Source organism: Ascidiaceihabitans donghaensis, from assembly GCF_900302465.1.
In the GTDB taxonomy this organism is placed as follows: Bacteria; Pseudomonadota; Alphaproteobacteria; order Rhodobacterales; family Rhodobacteraceae; genus Ascidiaceihabitans; species Ascidiaceihabitans donghaensis.
This window is the reverse complement of record NZ_OMOR01000001.1, coordinates 2,205,426-2,220,264: the sequence shown is the minus strand read 5'-3', so window position 1 is coordinate 2,220,264 and position 14,839 is coordinate 2,205,426. Positions and strand designations below refer to the sequence as shown.

Here is a 14,839-nt window from a genome sequence, read left to right as displayed (position 1 = left end):
TGGCTTACAAGCCTTTGTCCATCAAGTCTTTGATGTCTGCCTGCGACGTGCCGGCCACGATGCGGCCCAGTTCCTGACCGCCTTTCAGAACGATCAACGTGGAACGGCGCGGGATGTTGCGTGATGTGGTGACGTCGTGTGACTTGTAGTCGTCCCAGTCCACGCGCACAAACGTCATGGCGCTGTTGTAGGCGGGGTTTTCGCCGCGCAATTGCCCGATGATGCGTTCTTGGCGTGCGCATGTGGAACACCAGTCGGCGGCATAATCCACAAACACGGTTTCGCCGCGGTCCAAAGCGTCTTGGATCAGGCCGGGCGTATAGTCTTTCAGTTCCGTGCTGGCCTGTGCCGCCATCGGCAAGACAGCTGTGGCAGTGCAGGCAAGGAAAAAGTCACGACGGTTCATTTGGATCTCCTGAGATTATATTGAAACAGATAGGTCTTGCAGCCAGTAGGGCAAAACCTGCACCAACCACGCCTCGATGATGTGGTTGACTTTGAACAGCAGCATCAGGCCCACGACCACAAATGTCGCACCAAGGATCGGTTTGGATTTTGCAGCCACCGTGCGCAGGCGTGTGGCACGGCTGCGTATGGCTTCGCGCGCACCCAGACCCAGACCGAGAATCAAAGTGGATACGCCTGCAGCGAACGCGACCATAATCAGTGTCACATAGCCAAGGTTTTCACCCTGTGATGCAAGTGCTATTGCCCCACCCAGCGTGGGACCAATGCACGGCGACCAAACGGTGCCCAACAGCAATCCGCCGATGAACTGCCCTTTGGTGCTTTGATTGTCGATGTCATTCATCGTGCCGTCTGCACGACCTGCCATACCTGCTGCCGCAGCTTCAAAGCGGGTGGACAATGCAGGGACCAAAAGGACCGTGCCAAAGACGACCATTATAACGGCCCCGATTTGGGCCAACGTGTCTTGCGTCAACCCGATGGCACCGCCAAAGGCTGTGACCAGCACGCCAAAGACAACAAAAGACAGGCTCATACCCGCGGCCAAAGCCACCGGCCCCATGCGGCTGGCGTTCAATGAAGACACCAAGACAATCGGCAACACCGGCAGTACGCAAGGGTTGATCAGGGTCAGCAGCCCGGCGAGATAAGCAAATACAAATTCCATAACGGGTATATATGACGCGACACCAGCCGTGGCCAAATGACAAAGCTGTCAGTCGTTGTAACAGACAGGTTAACCGACGCTGTAACAGACGCTTTGTAACAAACTGGCGGCGTCACCGCGTCAGGTGGTGGGGCGTGTGTCTGGCAAAGAGATATTGGCCACCTGTTCCGCGATGGGATCCGTGGACAAAGGATGGCGGCGCGCGCGGAACCTTTCGGGATCGTCCATCGGGGTCCATGCGCCGTCTGTGTAGACCTCAAGCCCGGAAAAATTGGCTTTGTAGCCCATTTTCTGGCTGCCCGGCACCCAATAGCCCAAGTAGACGTAGGGCAAGTTCGCTTCGCGGGCGATCTCGATGTGGTCAAGGATCAGGTAGGTGCCAAAACTGTTGCGTGGCATGTCGGGCTTGTAAAAAGAATAAACCATACTAAGGCCATCAGACAAAACATCCGTCAAACTGACGGCAGTGAGGTCCTTTGAATCGTCGTCGGTGTATTCAATGACACGGCTGCGGATCGGTGTTTCTTCGATCATCGCGGCAAATTCGAACACATCCATGTCCGCCATGCCCCCATCCGCGTGGCGGCTGTCCAGATAGGTGCGAAACAAGTCATATTGTGCTTCGGTGGCCCAAGGGGATGTAGCGCGGCGCGACAAGGATGTGTTTCGGCGTATGACGCGCTTTTGGCTTTTGGAGGGCACAAATTTTGAAACGTCGATGCGCGCAGACAAACATGCAGAGCATTCCGAACAGGACGGGCGGTACAAGACGTTCTGCGACCGGCGAAATCCTTGTTGTGATAGGCTGTCGTTCAGTGTGGTTGCGTTTTCGCCCTGCAATGCGGTGAAAAGCTTACGTTCCATGCGCCCATCCAGATACGGACAGGGTTGCGGTGCCGTTACATAAAACTGCGGCGCAATGGGAAGCGTGTGGCGCATAAGGGACCTGACTGATTTACTCAATTGTATCCCAACCACCTGCAAGCGCAAGCGATTCAGTGCATTGTGGTTTATGAAACCTGTGTCAGCGGCTGCGGCGGTTTAGCATCGCCGTGCCAAGGACCATATCGGTCAAGGACTGACCACGCGGGCTGGCGCACATAAAGATCACCGAAACGATCTGAACAACGACTGTACCCAAGGTTAGGTGGTAACCGATGGTGTGTAACGCCGCTTCTGCAAAGTTCAGGCGCATGCCGTCGCGGTTGCGCAATTCGATGGCTGCGATACGCATTCCAAGTGTCGCCGATCCGCCGGCAATGGTGATGATGCGGTAGCCAAGGCTGACCACAAACAACAAAAACGGCAGGAAAAACAGTGCTGTAAAGGCGGTGAATGGCACGATAACGGCGGTGAGAATACCGATGATCACGGCGTCGATAACCCATGCCAACAACCGTTTGCCCGGCACATCGGCATAGAATTGGGATTGGCGATCTGGATCAGGCAGATGTGTCATGGGGTGTCTTTTGCGCTTTTTATGTCAGGAACAGGGAAAAGGTGGCTCCGGCCCGATGGAATACGGGCCGGACACTGGGTTACGCGTCAGGTGTTGCAGCGTCGTCAGACTTGCGGGCACGTTCGTCCATAAACTGGTCGAATTCCGACTTGTCTTTGGCTTCGCGCAGGCGCTCAAGGAAGGCTTCGAAATTGTGTTGCTCTTCTTCAAGGCGGCGCAGCGTGTCTGCTTTGTAGCTGTCGAAGGCCGAATTGCCTGTGGTGCGTGTCGCGCCAAATCCACTGTGACGGCTCATTTTATGGCTGCAAGATTTAGAAAACATGCGTTTGCTCCAGATCATGTAAAACAGAAGGGCGAGGCCGACGGGCCAGAAGAACACAAAACCCAGAACCATGGCTGCGATCCATGCGCCTTTGCCTTTGTTATCAAGCCAGTCTTCGGTCTTCGTGAACCATCCGCCAGAGGCAGAGGAAGGGGCGGTTTGTGTCAGGGTTGTCATCTGTTGCCTTTCGTTGGTGACGATCAGTGTGAAAGACAATGTAAATCCCTTTCACATCATACAAGATGGGACCGCAACCGCTGTCTGGCAAGGTATAATGTAAATCTTTTTTACATTTAGTTTGTTTGTTTTTTAAAATCAGATACTTGGCAGGATGTTAATGCGCAAATTTCCGCAGTCGAGCTTGAGAAAACATGGTTCGGGGTGCCTGCGGCCGCCCAAATCACATCAAATTCTTGCAACTTAGGGTCCAGAAACGCCCGTATTGGGTTCTTATGCCCAACTGGCGACACGCCGCCGATTGCAAACCCTGTCTGTGCACGGATCAACGCGGCATCCGCTTTGCCCAAAGGCTCACATGCCAATGCCGCTGCTTTGGCGGCGTCGACCTGATTGCCACCGGCGGTGATAAACAGAATTGCCTCTCCGCTGGTTTCGCCTGCAAAAATGATGGATTTGGCAATTTGGTCTATCTCGCATCCAATAGCATGCGCTGCGTCAGCTGCGGTGCGGGCTTGTGCAGTTTCCACAATATTCGGGGTCAGCCCTGCAGCTTCCAAAGCGGCGCGGACACGTTTTAAACTTTTGCTCATGGGCGCATCCTGTCGATGCCATAAAACAAGTGCAAGCCCCATTGACGCTGACGTCGCTGCGGCGGAAGTTGCGTCATGACTTTGCTTGATCAAATGACCCGATGCCCCCGCGCCTTTGACCCCGAACTTGGGGCAGGGGCCACAGACCACGTCCGGAACCTTGCCCCACCCGCGCAAAACCTTCTGCATGGCGCGGCGGGCAGCAGCCCTTATCTGGCGGGTCTTATTCAAAAGGAAGCCGATTGGATTGTTGGCGCCATTGACGATCCTGACGCAGCCCTTGCCGCGCAAATGCTGTGTGGCAGGGATGTGGCGCCGGATCAGTTGGGGGCGGTCTTGCGACAGGGCAAGCGCCGGGTGGCTTTGCTGACGGCTTTGGCGGACTTGGGGGGGGCATGGTCGTTGGCGCAGGTGACACAAGCCCTGACAGATTTTGCGGATGCTGCCACTCAGGCCGCACTACAAGCCAGCATCGCGGCCCAAGTGAAGCGCGGCAAACTGCCCGGAGTTTCGATGGATGATGTGGAAACCGCAGGCGGTATGGTGGTGCTAGCCATGGGGAAAATGGGTGCCGGAGAATTGAACTATTCGTCCGACATCGATTTGATCTGCCTGTTTGATGAGACCCGCTTTGATGTTGCGGATTTTGCGCAGGCCCGCATGGGATTTGTGAAAGCGACACGCGCTATGTCGGCTTTGCTGAATGATCTGACAGGCGATGGGTATGTGTTTCGCACTGATTTGCGCCTGCGCCCTGATCCGGGGGTGACGCCGGTGTGTATGGCGATGGAAGCGGCAGAGCGTTACTATGAAAGCCTTGGCCGCACCTGGGAACGGGCCGCCTACATCAAAGCACGCCCTGCGGCGGGTGATCTTGCCGCGGGCGACGGCTTTTTGAAGGCGCTGCGGCCATTTGTGTGGCGCAAGCATCTGGACTTTGCGGCCATTCAAGATGCCCATGACATGCGGCTTGCGATCCGCGAACACAAAGGGCTGGGTGGCCCCATTACATTGCCGGGTCACAACATGAAACTGGGGCGTGGCGGTATCCGCGAAATCGAATTTTTCACCCAGACCCGCCAGTTGATTGCAGGGGGGCGCGATGTCGATCTGCGCATGCGTGGCACCTGTGAAGGTTTGGCGGGGCTGTCCCAAAAGGGCTGGATTGATGCGGACGTCGCGGACCTGTTGACTGACAATTATGTGGCACACCGCACCGTCGAACACCGCTTGCAAATGGTGCGCGATGCCCAAACACACAGTTTGCCGCAAAGTGGCGATGGCATGGCACGGATCGCCTGCCTGATGGACATGGACGTGCGCGACCTTGAAGCCGATTTGCATCACAGGCTCAGCGCGGTGCATGACGCCATCGAAGGCTTTTTCGCCCCCTCTGCAACAGATGATGCGCCAGAGCATACGTTGGACACGGCGGCGATTGAACGGTGGCACAGCTATCCGTCGCTGCGCAGTGAACGGGCCGCCGCATTGTTCGAGCGGATCAAACCCACGCTGTTGCGCCGACTTGAACAAGCGCCCCGACCGCAAGATGCATTGTTGGCGTTTGACGGGTTTTTGGCGGGGTTGCCTGCGGGGGTGCAATTGTTTGCGCTGTTTGATGCCAACCCGTCTTTGGTGGATCTTTTGGTCGATATTGTCAGCACATCGCCGGCCTTGGCGGAATATTTGTCTCGCAACGCCGGCGTGTTTGATGCGGTGATTGGGGGTAGTTTCTTTGCGCAGTGGCCCGGCCAAGACGCTTTGCAAGCCGAGCTAGCGCAGCTTTTGAACCATGAGGCCGACTATGAGGCAAAACTGGATGCTGTGCGCCGGTGGAACAAAGAATGGCACTTTCGCATCGGTGTGCACCAGTTGCGTGGATTGGTCAGCGCCTCGGAAGCGGCTGCGCAATATGCCGATCTGGCGCGGGCTGTCATTGTCTGCTTGTGGCCAGAGGTCGGCGCACAGTTTGCAAAGAAACACGGGGCCGCACCGGGGCGCGGGGCTGTTGTGCTTGGCATGGGATCGTTGGGGGCTGGGCGTCTGAATGCGACATCTGATCTGGATATTATTGTGATCTATGATGCGGACGGGGTCGAGGCGTCATCAGGCCCCAAGCCCTTGGCCACGCGGCAATATTACGCGCGCCTGACGCAAGCGATGATCACGGCCATGACGGCGCCTATGGCGCAAGGCCGGCTTTATGAGGTGGATATGCGCCTGCGGCCCTCTGGCACCCAAGGGCCGGTGGCCACCAGTTGGGGCAGTTTTCAAAGCTACCAGAAAGAACAGGCATGGGTTTGGGAACATCTTGCACTGACCCGCGCGGCAGTGGTGGCGGGGGCAGACGCATTGGGGCGCGATGTCGAAGCCTTCCGCCACGAGGTGCTTCACACGCCCCGCGACGCGGCCCACATCCTGAACGAGGTTGCGCAAATGCGGGTGCGGATCGCGCAAGCCAAGGAAGCCACATCGATGTGGGACGCCAAAATCGGACCCGGCCGGTTGCAGGATATCGAACTGTGCGCCCAAGCCTTTTTGCTGATTTCTGGGAGCGTTACGCGATCTGTGCAGGATGGTATAGTCGCTGGTGTCGGTGCTGGCCTTCTGAGTGACGCGGATGGCGTTGTTTTATCTGACGTTTATGATGTGTGTTGGCGCGTGCAAATGGCGTCCAAGCTACTGACGGGGCGATCATTGGGGCATGACGATGTCAGGTCTGGCGGTCATGACTTTTTGCGACGGACAATGGATGGGATCGGATCAGATGATCTTGAAACACACTATGCTAAAGCGGCGGCTGTCATTGACAGGGTCGTTGCACTGGGAGAGCAGCATGAGAAAAGGGGATGATCTGGACCCGAAGGGTTTGATTTTTGAAGCCTACCGCATTGAAGGCATCCTGAAGTCGGAATGCCGGACGATTTTTTTGGACTGGGCGCTGAGTTTGCCGATGGAAACTGATACGGCACAGACGCTTCGGGCTTTGATCGAAAAATATGCAAAGGATATGCCACAGCATCCGATGTCCGAGGTTATGCACGAAGGTCTGGTCGGAATGGCTGCTCCGCGCAGGCGCGGTGGATGGCGTAGCCGGGCGCGGGATTGATCCCTGCGCTTTGGCGTTTTCCACGTCATTGGACATAGCGTGCCGGGATGCACCCGCCGCGACATTGCCCATATAGTTTCACAGCATTACAGAAAATTTGACGCAAAGTTGCCCCAATTCCACGTCAAATGTTGCCTCAACCAAAAATGGTAATTGCCGAACAATCGGCTGGAGGACGACATGAAGACAATTAAACTTATGATGGCATTGGTCGTTGGCGGATTGGTTTCTGCTTGTGCAAATCCGGACACCGCCACACGTAACGCGCGTTTCGTGCCCGAAGCCCCGAAACTGCAAGCGACAGTTCCTGCAATCACCAAGTCGTCTGTCCGCATTGAACGCATCAACGTCTCTGTGCCCCGCACCCTGAAGGTCTCTGAACGCAATCTGTACTACCCAGGCGGTGACATTGTATGGCGCGAAGATCCCATCGGCGACCGCCATGCCCAGGTCAAAGCTATCTTTGAAGCAGGTTTCGCCAAGGGCGCTGCACAAATGGATGGTCTGGTGCCTGTTGTGTTGGATGTGCAAGTGCAACGCTTTCATGCGCTGACTGAAAAGGCCCGCTATTCGACTGGCGGCGTTCACAACATCATTTTTAAAATGCGCCTTCGTGATGCCGTTACCGGCTTGGCTTTGGGTGAACCTTATGAAGTGACCGCAGATCTGGCAGCCTTTGGTGGCCGTCATGCTTTGGCCGCTGAAGCCCGCGGACAAACACAAAAGGTCCGCATCACAGACCATCTGGCTGAAGTGATCCGGCAGGAATTGACCAACCCCGAAGGCTACAAAAACGCCAGACTTGGATTTCTGCAGGCCGTGAACAAGCTTTAAGCTTTCACAATGCTACAATAGACCGTAGGGAAGGGCGCTATGACAGCTCCCTTTTCTGATGACCCGACCCTCGCCCCTTCACGTCCCGTTGTGCGCATGCGCCCAAAGTCCAATGCGCGTGCCATACGCCACGGCTTTCCGTGGGTGTATGCCAACGAATTGGTGACCGACCGCCGCACCAAGGCTCTGGTTCCCGGTGCTTTTGCCGTTCTGGAAGACGAAGCGCGGGTGCCTTTGGGATTGGTTTCGGTCAACGGGGCCTCCAAAATCATCGCACGTATGATCGACACCGACCCAAACGCTGTGATCGATCAGGCGTGGTTCGAAGCCCGCATTGCGCGTGCATTTGGCTTGCGCGAGAAAATCTATGATACGCCGTTCTATCGTTTGATCCATGCCGAAGCAGATGGCTTGCCCGGTGTCGTGGTGGACCGTTTCGGGGATGTGTGTGTTATTCAACCAAACGCAGCCTATGCCGATGTGCATATCGAAATGATCCGCGACGCATTGGCGTCCGTCACCGGAGTGTCTTGTATCCTGAAAAACGCCAGCGGGCGCACGCGCGGCTTGGAAGGGCTGGATGATGTGTCCATGACGCTTTTAGGCGAAACGCCATCTGCCCCTGTTCCTGTTTTGATGAACGGTGCGACGTATATGGCGGACCTGACAGGCGGGCAGAAAACCGGGCTGTTTTTTGACCAACGCCCCAACCACGCCTTTGCGGCGATGGCATCCAAGGGCGCACGCGTGTTGGATGTGTTTTCCCATGTGGGCGGCTTTTCCTTGGCGGCTTTGGCGGCTGGTGCGACCTCTGCTGTGGCTGTGGATGGCTCTGCGCCCGCGCTTGAACTGGCGAAAGCCGGAGCTGCGGCGTCGGGCTTTGGTGATGCGTTTTCAACCCGTCAGGGCGACGCGTTTGATACATTGGCGGCATTGCGCGAAGAGGGGGCCACATTCGATGTGGTGATCTGTGATCCGCCCGCCTTTGCGCCTTCGCGTCAAGCTTTGGATGCCGGTTTGCGTGCCTATGAGCGTATCGCGCGACTGGCGGCGCAATTGGTGGCAGACAACGGGATTTTGGGGCTGTGTTCGTGTTCCCATGCTGCTGACCTGTCGCAATTCCGCGCGGCCTGTGTGCGTGGGATCGGGCGCGGCGGCAGGCAAGGGGCCATCATCCACACTGGCTTTGCAGGTCCCGACCACCCGATGCTGCCCCAATTGGCCGAAAGCGGATATCTCAAGTCAGTGTTCTTCCGCCTGTGATCGTCTTTCTGGACGCCTGCGTTTTGTTTCCGACGGTGATGCGTGAAATGATCGTGGGCGCTGCAAAGTCGGGAGCATTCCAGATCCAGTATTCGCCCCGCGTGCTCGAGGAATGGGCCCGCGCGGCGCGGCGTCTGGGAGACATGGGCGAGATGCAGGCCCGCGCCGAAATCGCTTTGCTGCGCAGCGCATTTCCCAAGGCAGAAGTGACGCCGAAACAAGGCCTTGATCAGCGTTTGTGGCTGCCAGATGACAATGATATTCATGTTCTGGCGGCTGCGATCACCGGGTCTGCCGATGCGATCATGACGTCCAACACCAAGGATTTCCCGAAACACATTCTGGCCGAAGAAGGGTTGGGCCGCGTGGACCCTGACGGCTTTTTGGTGCGCATCCAAAAGACACACCCCGAGGCCATGGCAGACGTCGGTGCACGCGTGTTGCATCAGGCAAGACAAATGCCCGGCCCCGATTGGTCCATTCGCAGCTTGATGAAAAAGGCAAGACTTCCGCGGCTTGGCAAGGCGTTAAGCTGATCTGTTGTTGATACCGCCCTGAGCGTTTGTGTGAAGGCCGCCAAACAGGGGTAGCCTTGTATTTCCAAGTACGCGTTTTGTGCCAATTGCGATTTTTTTAGAATAATTCTAAATTGGGGCTTGGCAAACACCATCAGCGTCATAGATGATGTGCATAGCCAGCTTCGTTGCCAGCCAGTTTATCCGTTTTATCATAGACCATGCAGGGACATATCATGACACAGACCGCAAGCGCACTGTCGCAAGATGCCACCGCCGCCATCGTTGAGGCACTGAACCAATCCGTTGCTGAAACCGCCGTGACAACTATGTTGGCGCAGAACTTTCACTGGAATGTGACAGGAATGGGCTTTGGTCCGCTTCACGACTTGTTCCAGCAGATTTACGAAGACCATTTCATCGGTCAGGATGATCTGGCTGAACGGATCAAAGCGTTGGATGGCCATGCGGAAGGCACGTTGGCCGGGATGCTGAAACGGTCAAAGGTATCGGAAGATTCAGGCCACGGTACGGACAAAGACATGATCGCAGCACTACTGACGGCGCAAGAAACACTGGCCTCGACCTTGGCGGGGTGTGGTGAAATCGCAGCCAATTACGCTGACACCTTGACCGAAGACCTGTGTATCGCGCGCGGTCAAATCCACGAAAAGTTCGCATGGATTTTGCGGTCGCATTTGCGTTAATCCAGATCGCATTCACGTAATGAGTGGGGCAGGGCACTGCCCTTCTTTTTGCATTTTTTGGCATAGGCCAAATTCCATGCGGAATACTGTCCAAGACGGTCTTGTTGAGCCGTCAGCATGTCAACAAATGCGGCCCGGTGGTCGTCCCGTTTCAAACGCTTGAACATCGATTTCTGGGGCTTTGTCATGGAACACCCGATACAATGCCCTTGGCGTTTGTACTTGCAGACATCGATACAGGGATTGGGCGTTTTGGGCATTTTGCCTGGTTCCTTCGGGGCGTTACCGGTGGCTTCTTAGTTTATAAAAATAGTCAACTAATGGTTTAGGCGGCGGAACAACAGGTTTCAAGGCTGGGCAGGCTTGACGATTTACATTGTGGGCGAAAACGGGCCTTAAATCACTTTTCCAAAGCCCAGAATAAGCTGTCGCAATCCAACTGCGGCACCCATCAAAATGCACACAAGTGTGACAGGCGCACTGAACGCCAGTACCGACATCGCAGACAGTCCCTGACCCACGCTGCACCCAATGGCGACAACGGCACCAATCCCCATAAGGGCCGCGCCCAGAATCTGCCGGCGCAATTCGCGTGGATCGTCACAGGCTTCCCAACGAAAATGGCCTTTGTAAAGGCTGCCAAGGAAGGCCCCCAGCAATACGCCCACAACAGATCCGGTGCCAAAACTGATAGAATTGCCCGATGAAGTCATCGTATATAAAACCGTTTCGCCAATGGGCGCTGAAAATGTGTGGCTGAGGACGGGCGTCGCATCAAAGCCAGTTGCCGCCACCCACTGTGTTCCTGCCCACCCCGAAACAATGGCCGCGCCTGCCACAGCACCCCACACAATGTAACTTGGGTCGCGCCGCAAACTACGACTTAACAGGGTAAAGCCCAGAATTGCCGTGCCTATGACGATGCCGCTTATTTCGGGGGTCGCACCGGTCCAGTGCGCCAAGACATGTGCAAAGGTTGTTGTGTTGTATGTTGGATCGCTTGTCAGGTCGGGATTGCCAAACACCCACAAGCGCAGGGCCGACAATGGCCCGCCCAAAGCGATGTAGGCAAAGATGCCCATCACCAGAACAATAAGAAGGGACCGAAGATCTCCGCCGCCGACACGCGCCAAGGCGCCGTAGCCGCAATTGCCCGCCAAAGCCATGCCATAGCCAAAGACCAGACCGCCAAAGATACTGGCCAGTGGGTTCCAACCGCGCCCAAGATACAGTGTTTGTTGCAGGTCCAGAAAACCGAACAAAGACAAGGAAAATGTGCCAATCACCGAGACGCCAATCGCGATGCCCCACATGCGCAGCCGCAAGGGATTTTCACCGTAATACAGATCCTCTATCGCACCTAAAGTGCAAAACCGCCCGATCCGTGCAGCCAGCCCCAAAAGAATACCACCAAAGGTGCCAATCAAAGCCACCAGTCCAGCGTCTGATATCATGTCACCCATGAACTTGGTCCGCTGCTATGGGACGATGGAAATGCTTTGCGGCCTTTAGGCGTCGCGGCAGAACAGATCATAAACCACTTCCATGATCTGTGTGGGACGATCATCTGCCAGACTGTAGTAGATTGCCTTGCCCGCACGCCGCGGTACAACCAGACCTTCCAGACGCAGGCGGGACAGCTGTTGGGACACGGCGGCCTGACGTGCAGACAGCAGTTCCTCAAGTTCCGTGACCGACTTTTCGCCGGATGCCAGATGGCACAGGATCATCAAGCGACCCTCATGGCTGATGGCCTTGAGGAAGTTGGCGGCTTGCATGGCATTGGCAGCCATCTTGTCCATGTCTTCCGTACACATATTGGCGTCAAAAACTGGAAGCCCCATAGGTCTCTCTCTGTTTAGTGGAACGATATCTGCGTCCAAATGATTGATCGTGGTCATGTACTGTCCTTACCCTGAGATATCAACGTTGGCCTGAGACAGCATCTTGCCAAGCAATCCCCAAAAAAAGTCCTCGCCCGGATAGCCCTCTATGCGTGACATTTCCTGTCCCTCCACGACCAGCACAAATGTGGGTGTGAAGGTCAAGGATCGCGCAAAAGTGATATCATCGGGCCGTTTGGCGCGAATATCCATCCGCCTCAGCGGCGCTGCGGCCCCTTCTTCGGTTTTTGGATAGATCGGCGCAATTTCTGCGTTCCATCTTGCACACCAGATGCACCCCTTTTCTTCGACCATAACCAGCTGGGTGTCAGCCCAAGCTGCGCCAACCGAAGCAGTCAGCAAGGATATAGCAAGAAACAGGCGGCGGAAGAACATGTGAAATTGACCTTTCGATAATAAACAACTTAATATGAATATGTGAATTACACAAGAGGACGGCACACCCATGTTGGATATCACGTTTGCAGGTGCGGCGTTTGCCGGATTGCTGTCCTTTTTGTCGCCCTGCATTCTGCCCATCGTGCCTTTTTACCTCAGTTATCTGGCAGGTGTGGGCATGAACCAGATCAGCGCAGATGCAGACATCGACAGCAAAACGCGTGGACGGGCCGTCTTGGCAGCTTGCTTTTTTGCGGCTGGTGTCATCACCATTTTCATGGGGCTGGGGGCGGCGGCCACTGTTTTTGGGCAGGTTGTTCGGGACTACTTCGATGTTTTGCGCTGGATTGCGGCGGCGATCATCATTGCAATGGGACTGCATTTTCTGGGCGTCTTACGGATCGGCATTCTGTATCGCCAATTGCGGGCGGACACCGGGGCCACCTCAAGTGTCAGCCTTGTGGGGGCCTATGTGATCGGGCTGGCCTTTGCCTTTGGCTGGACCCCCTGTGTGGGGCCAGTACTGGCCGCGATTTTATTCACGGCCGCGGGGTCTGATACCGCGTCACACGGGGCATTGCTGTTGTTTGTGTATGGTTTGGGCATGACAGCCCCGTTTGTTTTGGCGGCACTGTTTATCGGGCCTTTCATGCGTTGGATGTCCGGTTTTCGCAGGCATTTGGGGCTGATTGAAAAAATCATGGGCGTGTTGCTGATTGTTTTTGGCCTTCTGATCGCCACCAATTCTATGAACATCATCGCGCAATGGATGCTTGAAGTCGGACCGGACATCGGTGTGTTGCGTTAATTTGAAAGGAGCAGGCATGAAACGGTTTTTGCTGGCATGGGTTATGGGTATTTTTGCAGTATCGGGGGCGTATGCCGCTGAGCTGGGCGATGATGGTTTGCACAAGGCCTCTTGGATGCGGGACACGTTCAAAGATCTGTCCGAGGATCTTGAAGAGGCCACAGCCGAAGGCAAACGCCTGATGGTGATCATTGAACAACGCGGCTGTATCTATTGCCAGCAGATGCATGAAGATGTCTTCCCGCTTGAAAACATCGCGGCCTTTATCGAAGACAATTACTTTGTTGTTCAGATCAACATGTTTGGCGACGTAGAGGTCACAGACTTCGACGGCACAACCTTGCCGGAAAAGGACATGGTGCGGAAATGGGGGGCTTTGTTTACCCCGATGATTCTGTTTTTTCCCGAAAAAGTGGCAGATGACCAAAGCGCCGCTGAAGCGTCTGTTGCAACGATGCCAGGGGCTTTTGGGCAATACACTACCTTCAATATGCTGAATTGGGTTGTGGAAAAAGGGTATGACGGAGAAGAAAGTTTCCAACGATATCATGCACGTAAGTTTGCAGAACAATCCAAATGACAAATTTGGGGCGTGGCAGTTTGCAGTCAAATATTATAATTCAATTAAGTGAATTTGATGTTGCGTCCTCACGTTTTCGTGCGCTACGGTATACAAAGCTAAGTGTTTGGGAGGACGCATGAAGAATTCTATTTTTGCAGTTGCGGCCACGATGATCGCCGCGACGGGTTTGCACGCTGAAGAAGTTCTGCCAACCAATGTGGCCTTCAACGACGGCGCCGTTGAGCAGTCATTGTCTGGCGTGGCGGGTGATGCCGCAAACGGGCGCATCATCGTGGGCGACAAAGGGCAGGGCAACTGCGTTGCATGCCATCAGGTTGCGGATTTGGCGGATGTGCCGTTTCAAGGCGAAATTGGTCCGGCGCTGGACGGCGCGGGCGAACGCTGGTCAGAGGCAGAGCTGCGCGGGATCGTGGCCAATGCCAAAATCATGTTCGAAGACAGCATGATGCCGTCTTTCTACAAAACCGAAGGCTTCATCCGGCCCGGCAACGCATACACAGGAAAAGCGGCGGACGACACGTTTGGCCCACTTCTGAGCGCCCAGCAAATCGAAGACGTCGTGGCATATCTCGCCACGCTCAAAGAAGAATAAGTCCCCTAATCGGGACACAAAGGAGACACGTTCATGGAACTCACAAGACGTAGTGCAATCATTTTGGGCGCAAGTGCGCTGCTTGTGGCGGGGCTGCCAAAGCAGGGTGCTGCCGCGGCAACCAGCGATGAATTGATCGCGGCCTTCACGGGTGGTGCAGAAGTTGGCGCAGGCGACATCAAACTGACGGCGCCTGAAATTGCCGAAAACGGCAACACAGTGCCAATCGAGGTATCCTCTGGCACGGCCACTGAAATTCTGGTGCTTGCGATGGGCAATCCAACGCCAAGTGTCGCAACATTCAAATTTGGCACATTGGCGGCCTCTCGTGCCGCGTCCACGCGTATTCGCCTGGCGGGCACACAGGATGTCGTTGCCATCGCGAAGCTGGAAGACGGGTCGTTTGTGAAAACGTCCAGCACTGTCAAAGTAACAATCGGCGGCTGCGGCGGCTAAAAGC

20 protein-coding genes are annotated in these 14,839 nt (G+C 55.5%); 10 read left to right on the top strand and 10 right to left on the bottom strand.

Annotation, left to right across the window (positions count from 1 at the left end):
- Nucleotides 1-4 precede the first annotated feature (4 nt).
- The 6 genes from ASD8599_RS11085 to ASD8599_RS11060 all read right to left on the bottom strand — a co-directional run bounded on the left by ASD8599_RS11085 (nucleotide 5) and on the right by ASD8599_RS11060 (nucleotide 3,686).
- Nucleotides 5-406, bottom strand: coding sequence for a thioredoxin family protein (locus ASD8599_RS11085; protein ID WP_108828593.1), 402 nt, complete (start codon nucleotides 404-406; stop codon nucleotides 5-7).
- Nucleotides 407-421: 15 nt separating this feature from the next.
- Nucleotides 422-1,135, bottom strand: coding sequence for a cytochrome c biogenesis CcdA family protein (locus ASD8599_RS11080; protein WP_108828592.1), 714 nt, complete (start codon nucleotides 1,133-1,135; stop codon nucleotides 422-424).
- A 120-nt stretch (nucleotides 1,136-1,255) separates the two neighbouring features.
- Nucleotides 1,256-2,074 carry an arginyltransferase gene (locus ASD8599_RS11075; RefSeq protein WP_108828591.1) on the bottom strand — a complete coding sequence of 273 codons (819 nt, stop codon included), beginning with the start codon at nucleotides 2,072-2,074 and terminating at the stop codon, nucleotides 1,256-1,258.
- Nucleotides 2,075-2,159: 85 nt separating this feature from the next.
- Nucleotides 2,160-2,594 carry an RDD family protein gene (locus ASD8599_RS11070; protein ID WP_108828590.1) on the bottom strand — a complete coding sequence of 145 codons (435 nt, stop codon included), beginning with the start codon at nucleotides 2,592-2,594 and terminating at the stop codon, nucleotides 2,160-2,162.
- Nucleotides 2,595-2,673: 79 nt separating this feature from the next.
- Complete coding sequence (locus tag ASD8599_RS11065; RefSeq protein ID WP_108830135.1) at nucleotides 2,674-3,093, bottom strand: DUF2852 domain-containing protein; 420 nt, start codon at nucleotides 3,091-3,093, stop codon at nucleotides 2,674-2,676.
- A gap of 116 nt (nucleotides 3,094-3,209) precedes the next feature.
- Entirely contained in the window at nucleotides 3,210-3,686 is a 477-nt protein-coding gene (locus ASD8599_RS11060) for a YbaK/EbsC family protein (RefSeq protein ID WP_108828589.1), read from the bottom strand.
- A gap of 75 nt (nucleotides 3,687-3,761) precedes the next feature.
- On the opposite strand from ASD8599_RS11060, the gene ASD8599_RS11055 reads away from it, so the two are divergent.
- The 6 genes from ASD8599_RS11055 (at nucleotide 3,762) to ASD8599_RS11030 (ending at nucleotide 10,114) form a co-directional block, all read left to right on the top strand.
- A complete protein-coding gene (locus tag ASD8599_RS11055) occupies nucleotides 3,762-6,539 on the top strand; it encodes a [protein-PII] uridylyltransferase family protein (protein WP_108828588.1) in 2,778 nt (925 codons plus the stop codon).
- The gene (locus ASD8599_RS11050; protein WP_108828587.1) at nucleotides 6,523-6,795 is read left to right on the top strand and encodes a hypothetical protein; all 273 of its coding nucleotides are present in this window, start codon (nucleotides 6,523-6,525) and stop codon (nucleotides 6,793-6,795) included. Before ASD8599_RS11055 ends, ASD8599_RS11050 begins: the two co-directional genes overlap by 17 nt.
- A gap of 180 nt (nucleotides 6,796-6,975) precedes the next feature.
- Nucleotides 6,976-7,629: a DUF6778 family protein gene (locus tag ASD8599_RS11045; RefSeq protein WP_108828586.1), complete on the top strand. Its 654-nt coding sequence runs from the start codon at nucleotides 6,976-6,978 to the stop codon at nucleotides 7,627-7,629.
- Nucleotides 7,630-7,668: 39 nt separating this feature from the next.
- Nucleotides 7,669-8,892: an RSP_2647 family RNA methyltransferase gene (locus ASD8599_RS11040; RefSeq protein WP_108828585.1), complete on the top strand. Its 1,224-nt coding sequence runs from the start codon at nucleotides 7,669-7,671 to the stop codon at nucleotides 8,890-8,892.
- Nucleotides 8,889-9,428 (top strand): RSP_2648 family PIN domain-containing protein, encoded by a 540-nt coding sequence (locus ASD8599_RS11035; protein WP_108828584.1) that lies wholly within the window; start codon nucleotides 8,889-8,891, stop codon nucleotides 9,426-9,428. The genes ASD8599_RS11040 and ASD8599_RS11035 overlap by 4 nt, the downstream gene beginning before the upstream one ends.
- Nucleotides 9,429-9,643: 215 nt before the next feature.
- Entirely contained in the window at nucleotides 9,644-10,114 is a 471-nt protein-coding gene (locus ASD8599_RS11030; RefSeq protein WP_108828583.1) for a Dps family protein, read from the top strand.
- Here ASD8599_RS11030 and ASD8599_RS11025 read toward each other — a convergent pair.
- From ASD8599_RS11025 to ASD8599_RS11010, 4 genes are all read right to left on the bottom strand, one after another.
- The gene (locus ASD8599_RS11025; RefSeq protein WP_108828582.1) at nucleotides 10,111-10,374 is read right to left on the bottom strand and encodes a DUF1289 domain-containing protein; all 264 of its coding nucleotides are present in this window, start codon (nucleotides 10,372-10,374) and stop codon (nucleotides 10,111-10,113) included. The two genes, ASD8599_RS11030 and ASD8599_RS11025, sit on opposite strands and share 4 nt — an antisense overlap.
- A gap of 135 nt (nucleotides 10,375-10,509) precedes the next feature.
- Nucleotides 10,510-11,577, bottom strand: coding sequence for a YeeE/YedE family protein (locus ASD8599_RS11020; protein WP_108828581.1), 1,068 nt, complete (start codon nucleotides 11,575-11,577; stop codon nucleotides 10,510-10,512).
- Nucleotides 11,578-11,622: 45 nt separating this feature from the next.
- A complete protein-coding gene (locus tag ASD8599_RS11015) occupies nucleotides 11,623-11,958 on the bottom strand; it encodes an ArsR/SmtB family transcription factor (protein WP_108828580.1) in 336 nt (111 codons plus the stop codon).
- A gap of 66 nt (nucleotides 11,959-12,024) precedes the next feature.
- Nucleotides 12,025-12,393: a thioredoxin domain-containing protein gene (locus ASD8599_RS11010; protein ID WP_108828579.1), complete on the bottom strand. Its 369-nt coding sequence runs from the start codon at nucleotides 12,391-12,393 to the stop codon at nucleotides 12,025-12,027.
- A gap of 70 nt (nucleotides 12,394-12,463) precedes the next feature.
- Between ASD8599_RS11010 and ASD8599_RS11005 the strand changes: the two genes are divergently transcribed.
- The 4 genes from ASD8599_RS11005 (at nucleotide 12,464) to soxY (ending at nucleotide 14,835) form a co-directional block, all read left to right on the top strand.
- Nucleotides 12,464-13,204: a cytochrome c biogenesis CcdA family protein gene (locus tag ASD8599_RS11005; RefSeq protein ID WP_108828578.1), complete on the top strand. Its 741-nt coding sequence runs from the start codon at nucleotides 12,464-12,466 to the stop codon at nucleotides 13,202-13,204.
- A gap of 16 nt (nucleotides 13,205-13,220) precedes the next feature.
- Nucleotides 13,221-13,784, top strand: coding sequence for a thioredoxin family protein (locus ASD8599_RS11000; RefSeq protein ID WP_108828577.1), 564 nt, complete (start codon nucleotides 13,221-13,223; stop codon nucleotides 13,782-13,784).
- A gap of 118 nt (nucleotides 13,785-13,902) precedes the next feature.
- Nucleotides 13,903-14,379: a sulfur oxidation c-type cytochrome SoxX gene (soxX, locus tag ASD8599_RS10995; protein WP_108828576.1), complete on the top strand. Its 477-nt coding sequence runs from the start codon at nucleotides 13,903-13,905 to the stop codon at nucleotides 14,377-14,379.
- A 33-nt stretch (nucleotides 14,380-14,412) separates the two neighbouring features.
- Nucleotides 14,413-14,835, top strand: a complete 423-nt coding sequence (soxY, locus tag ASD8599_RS10990) for a thiosulfate oxidation carrier protein SoxY (RefSeq protein ID WP_108828575.1) — start codon at nucleotides 14,413-14,415, stop codon at nucleotides 14,833-14,835.
- Nucleotides 14,836-14,839: the final 4 nt, after the last annotated feature.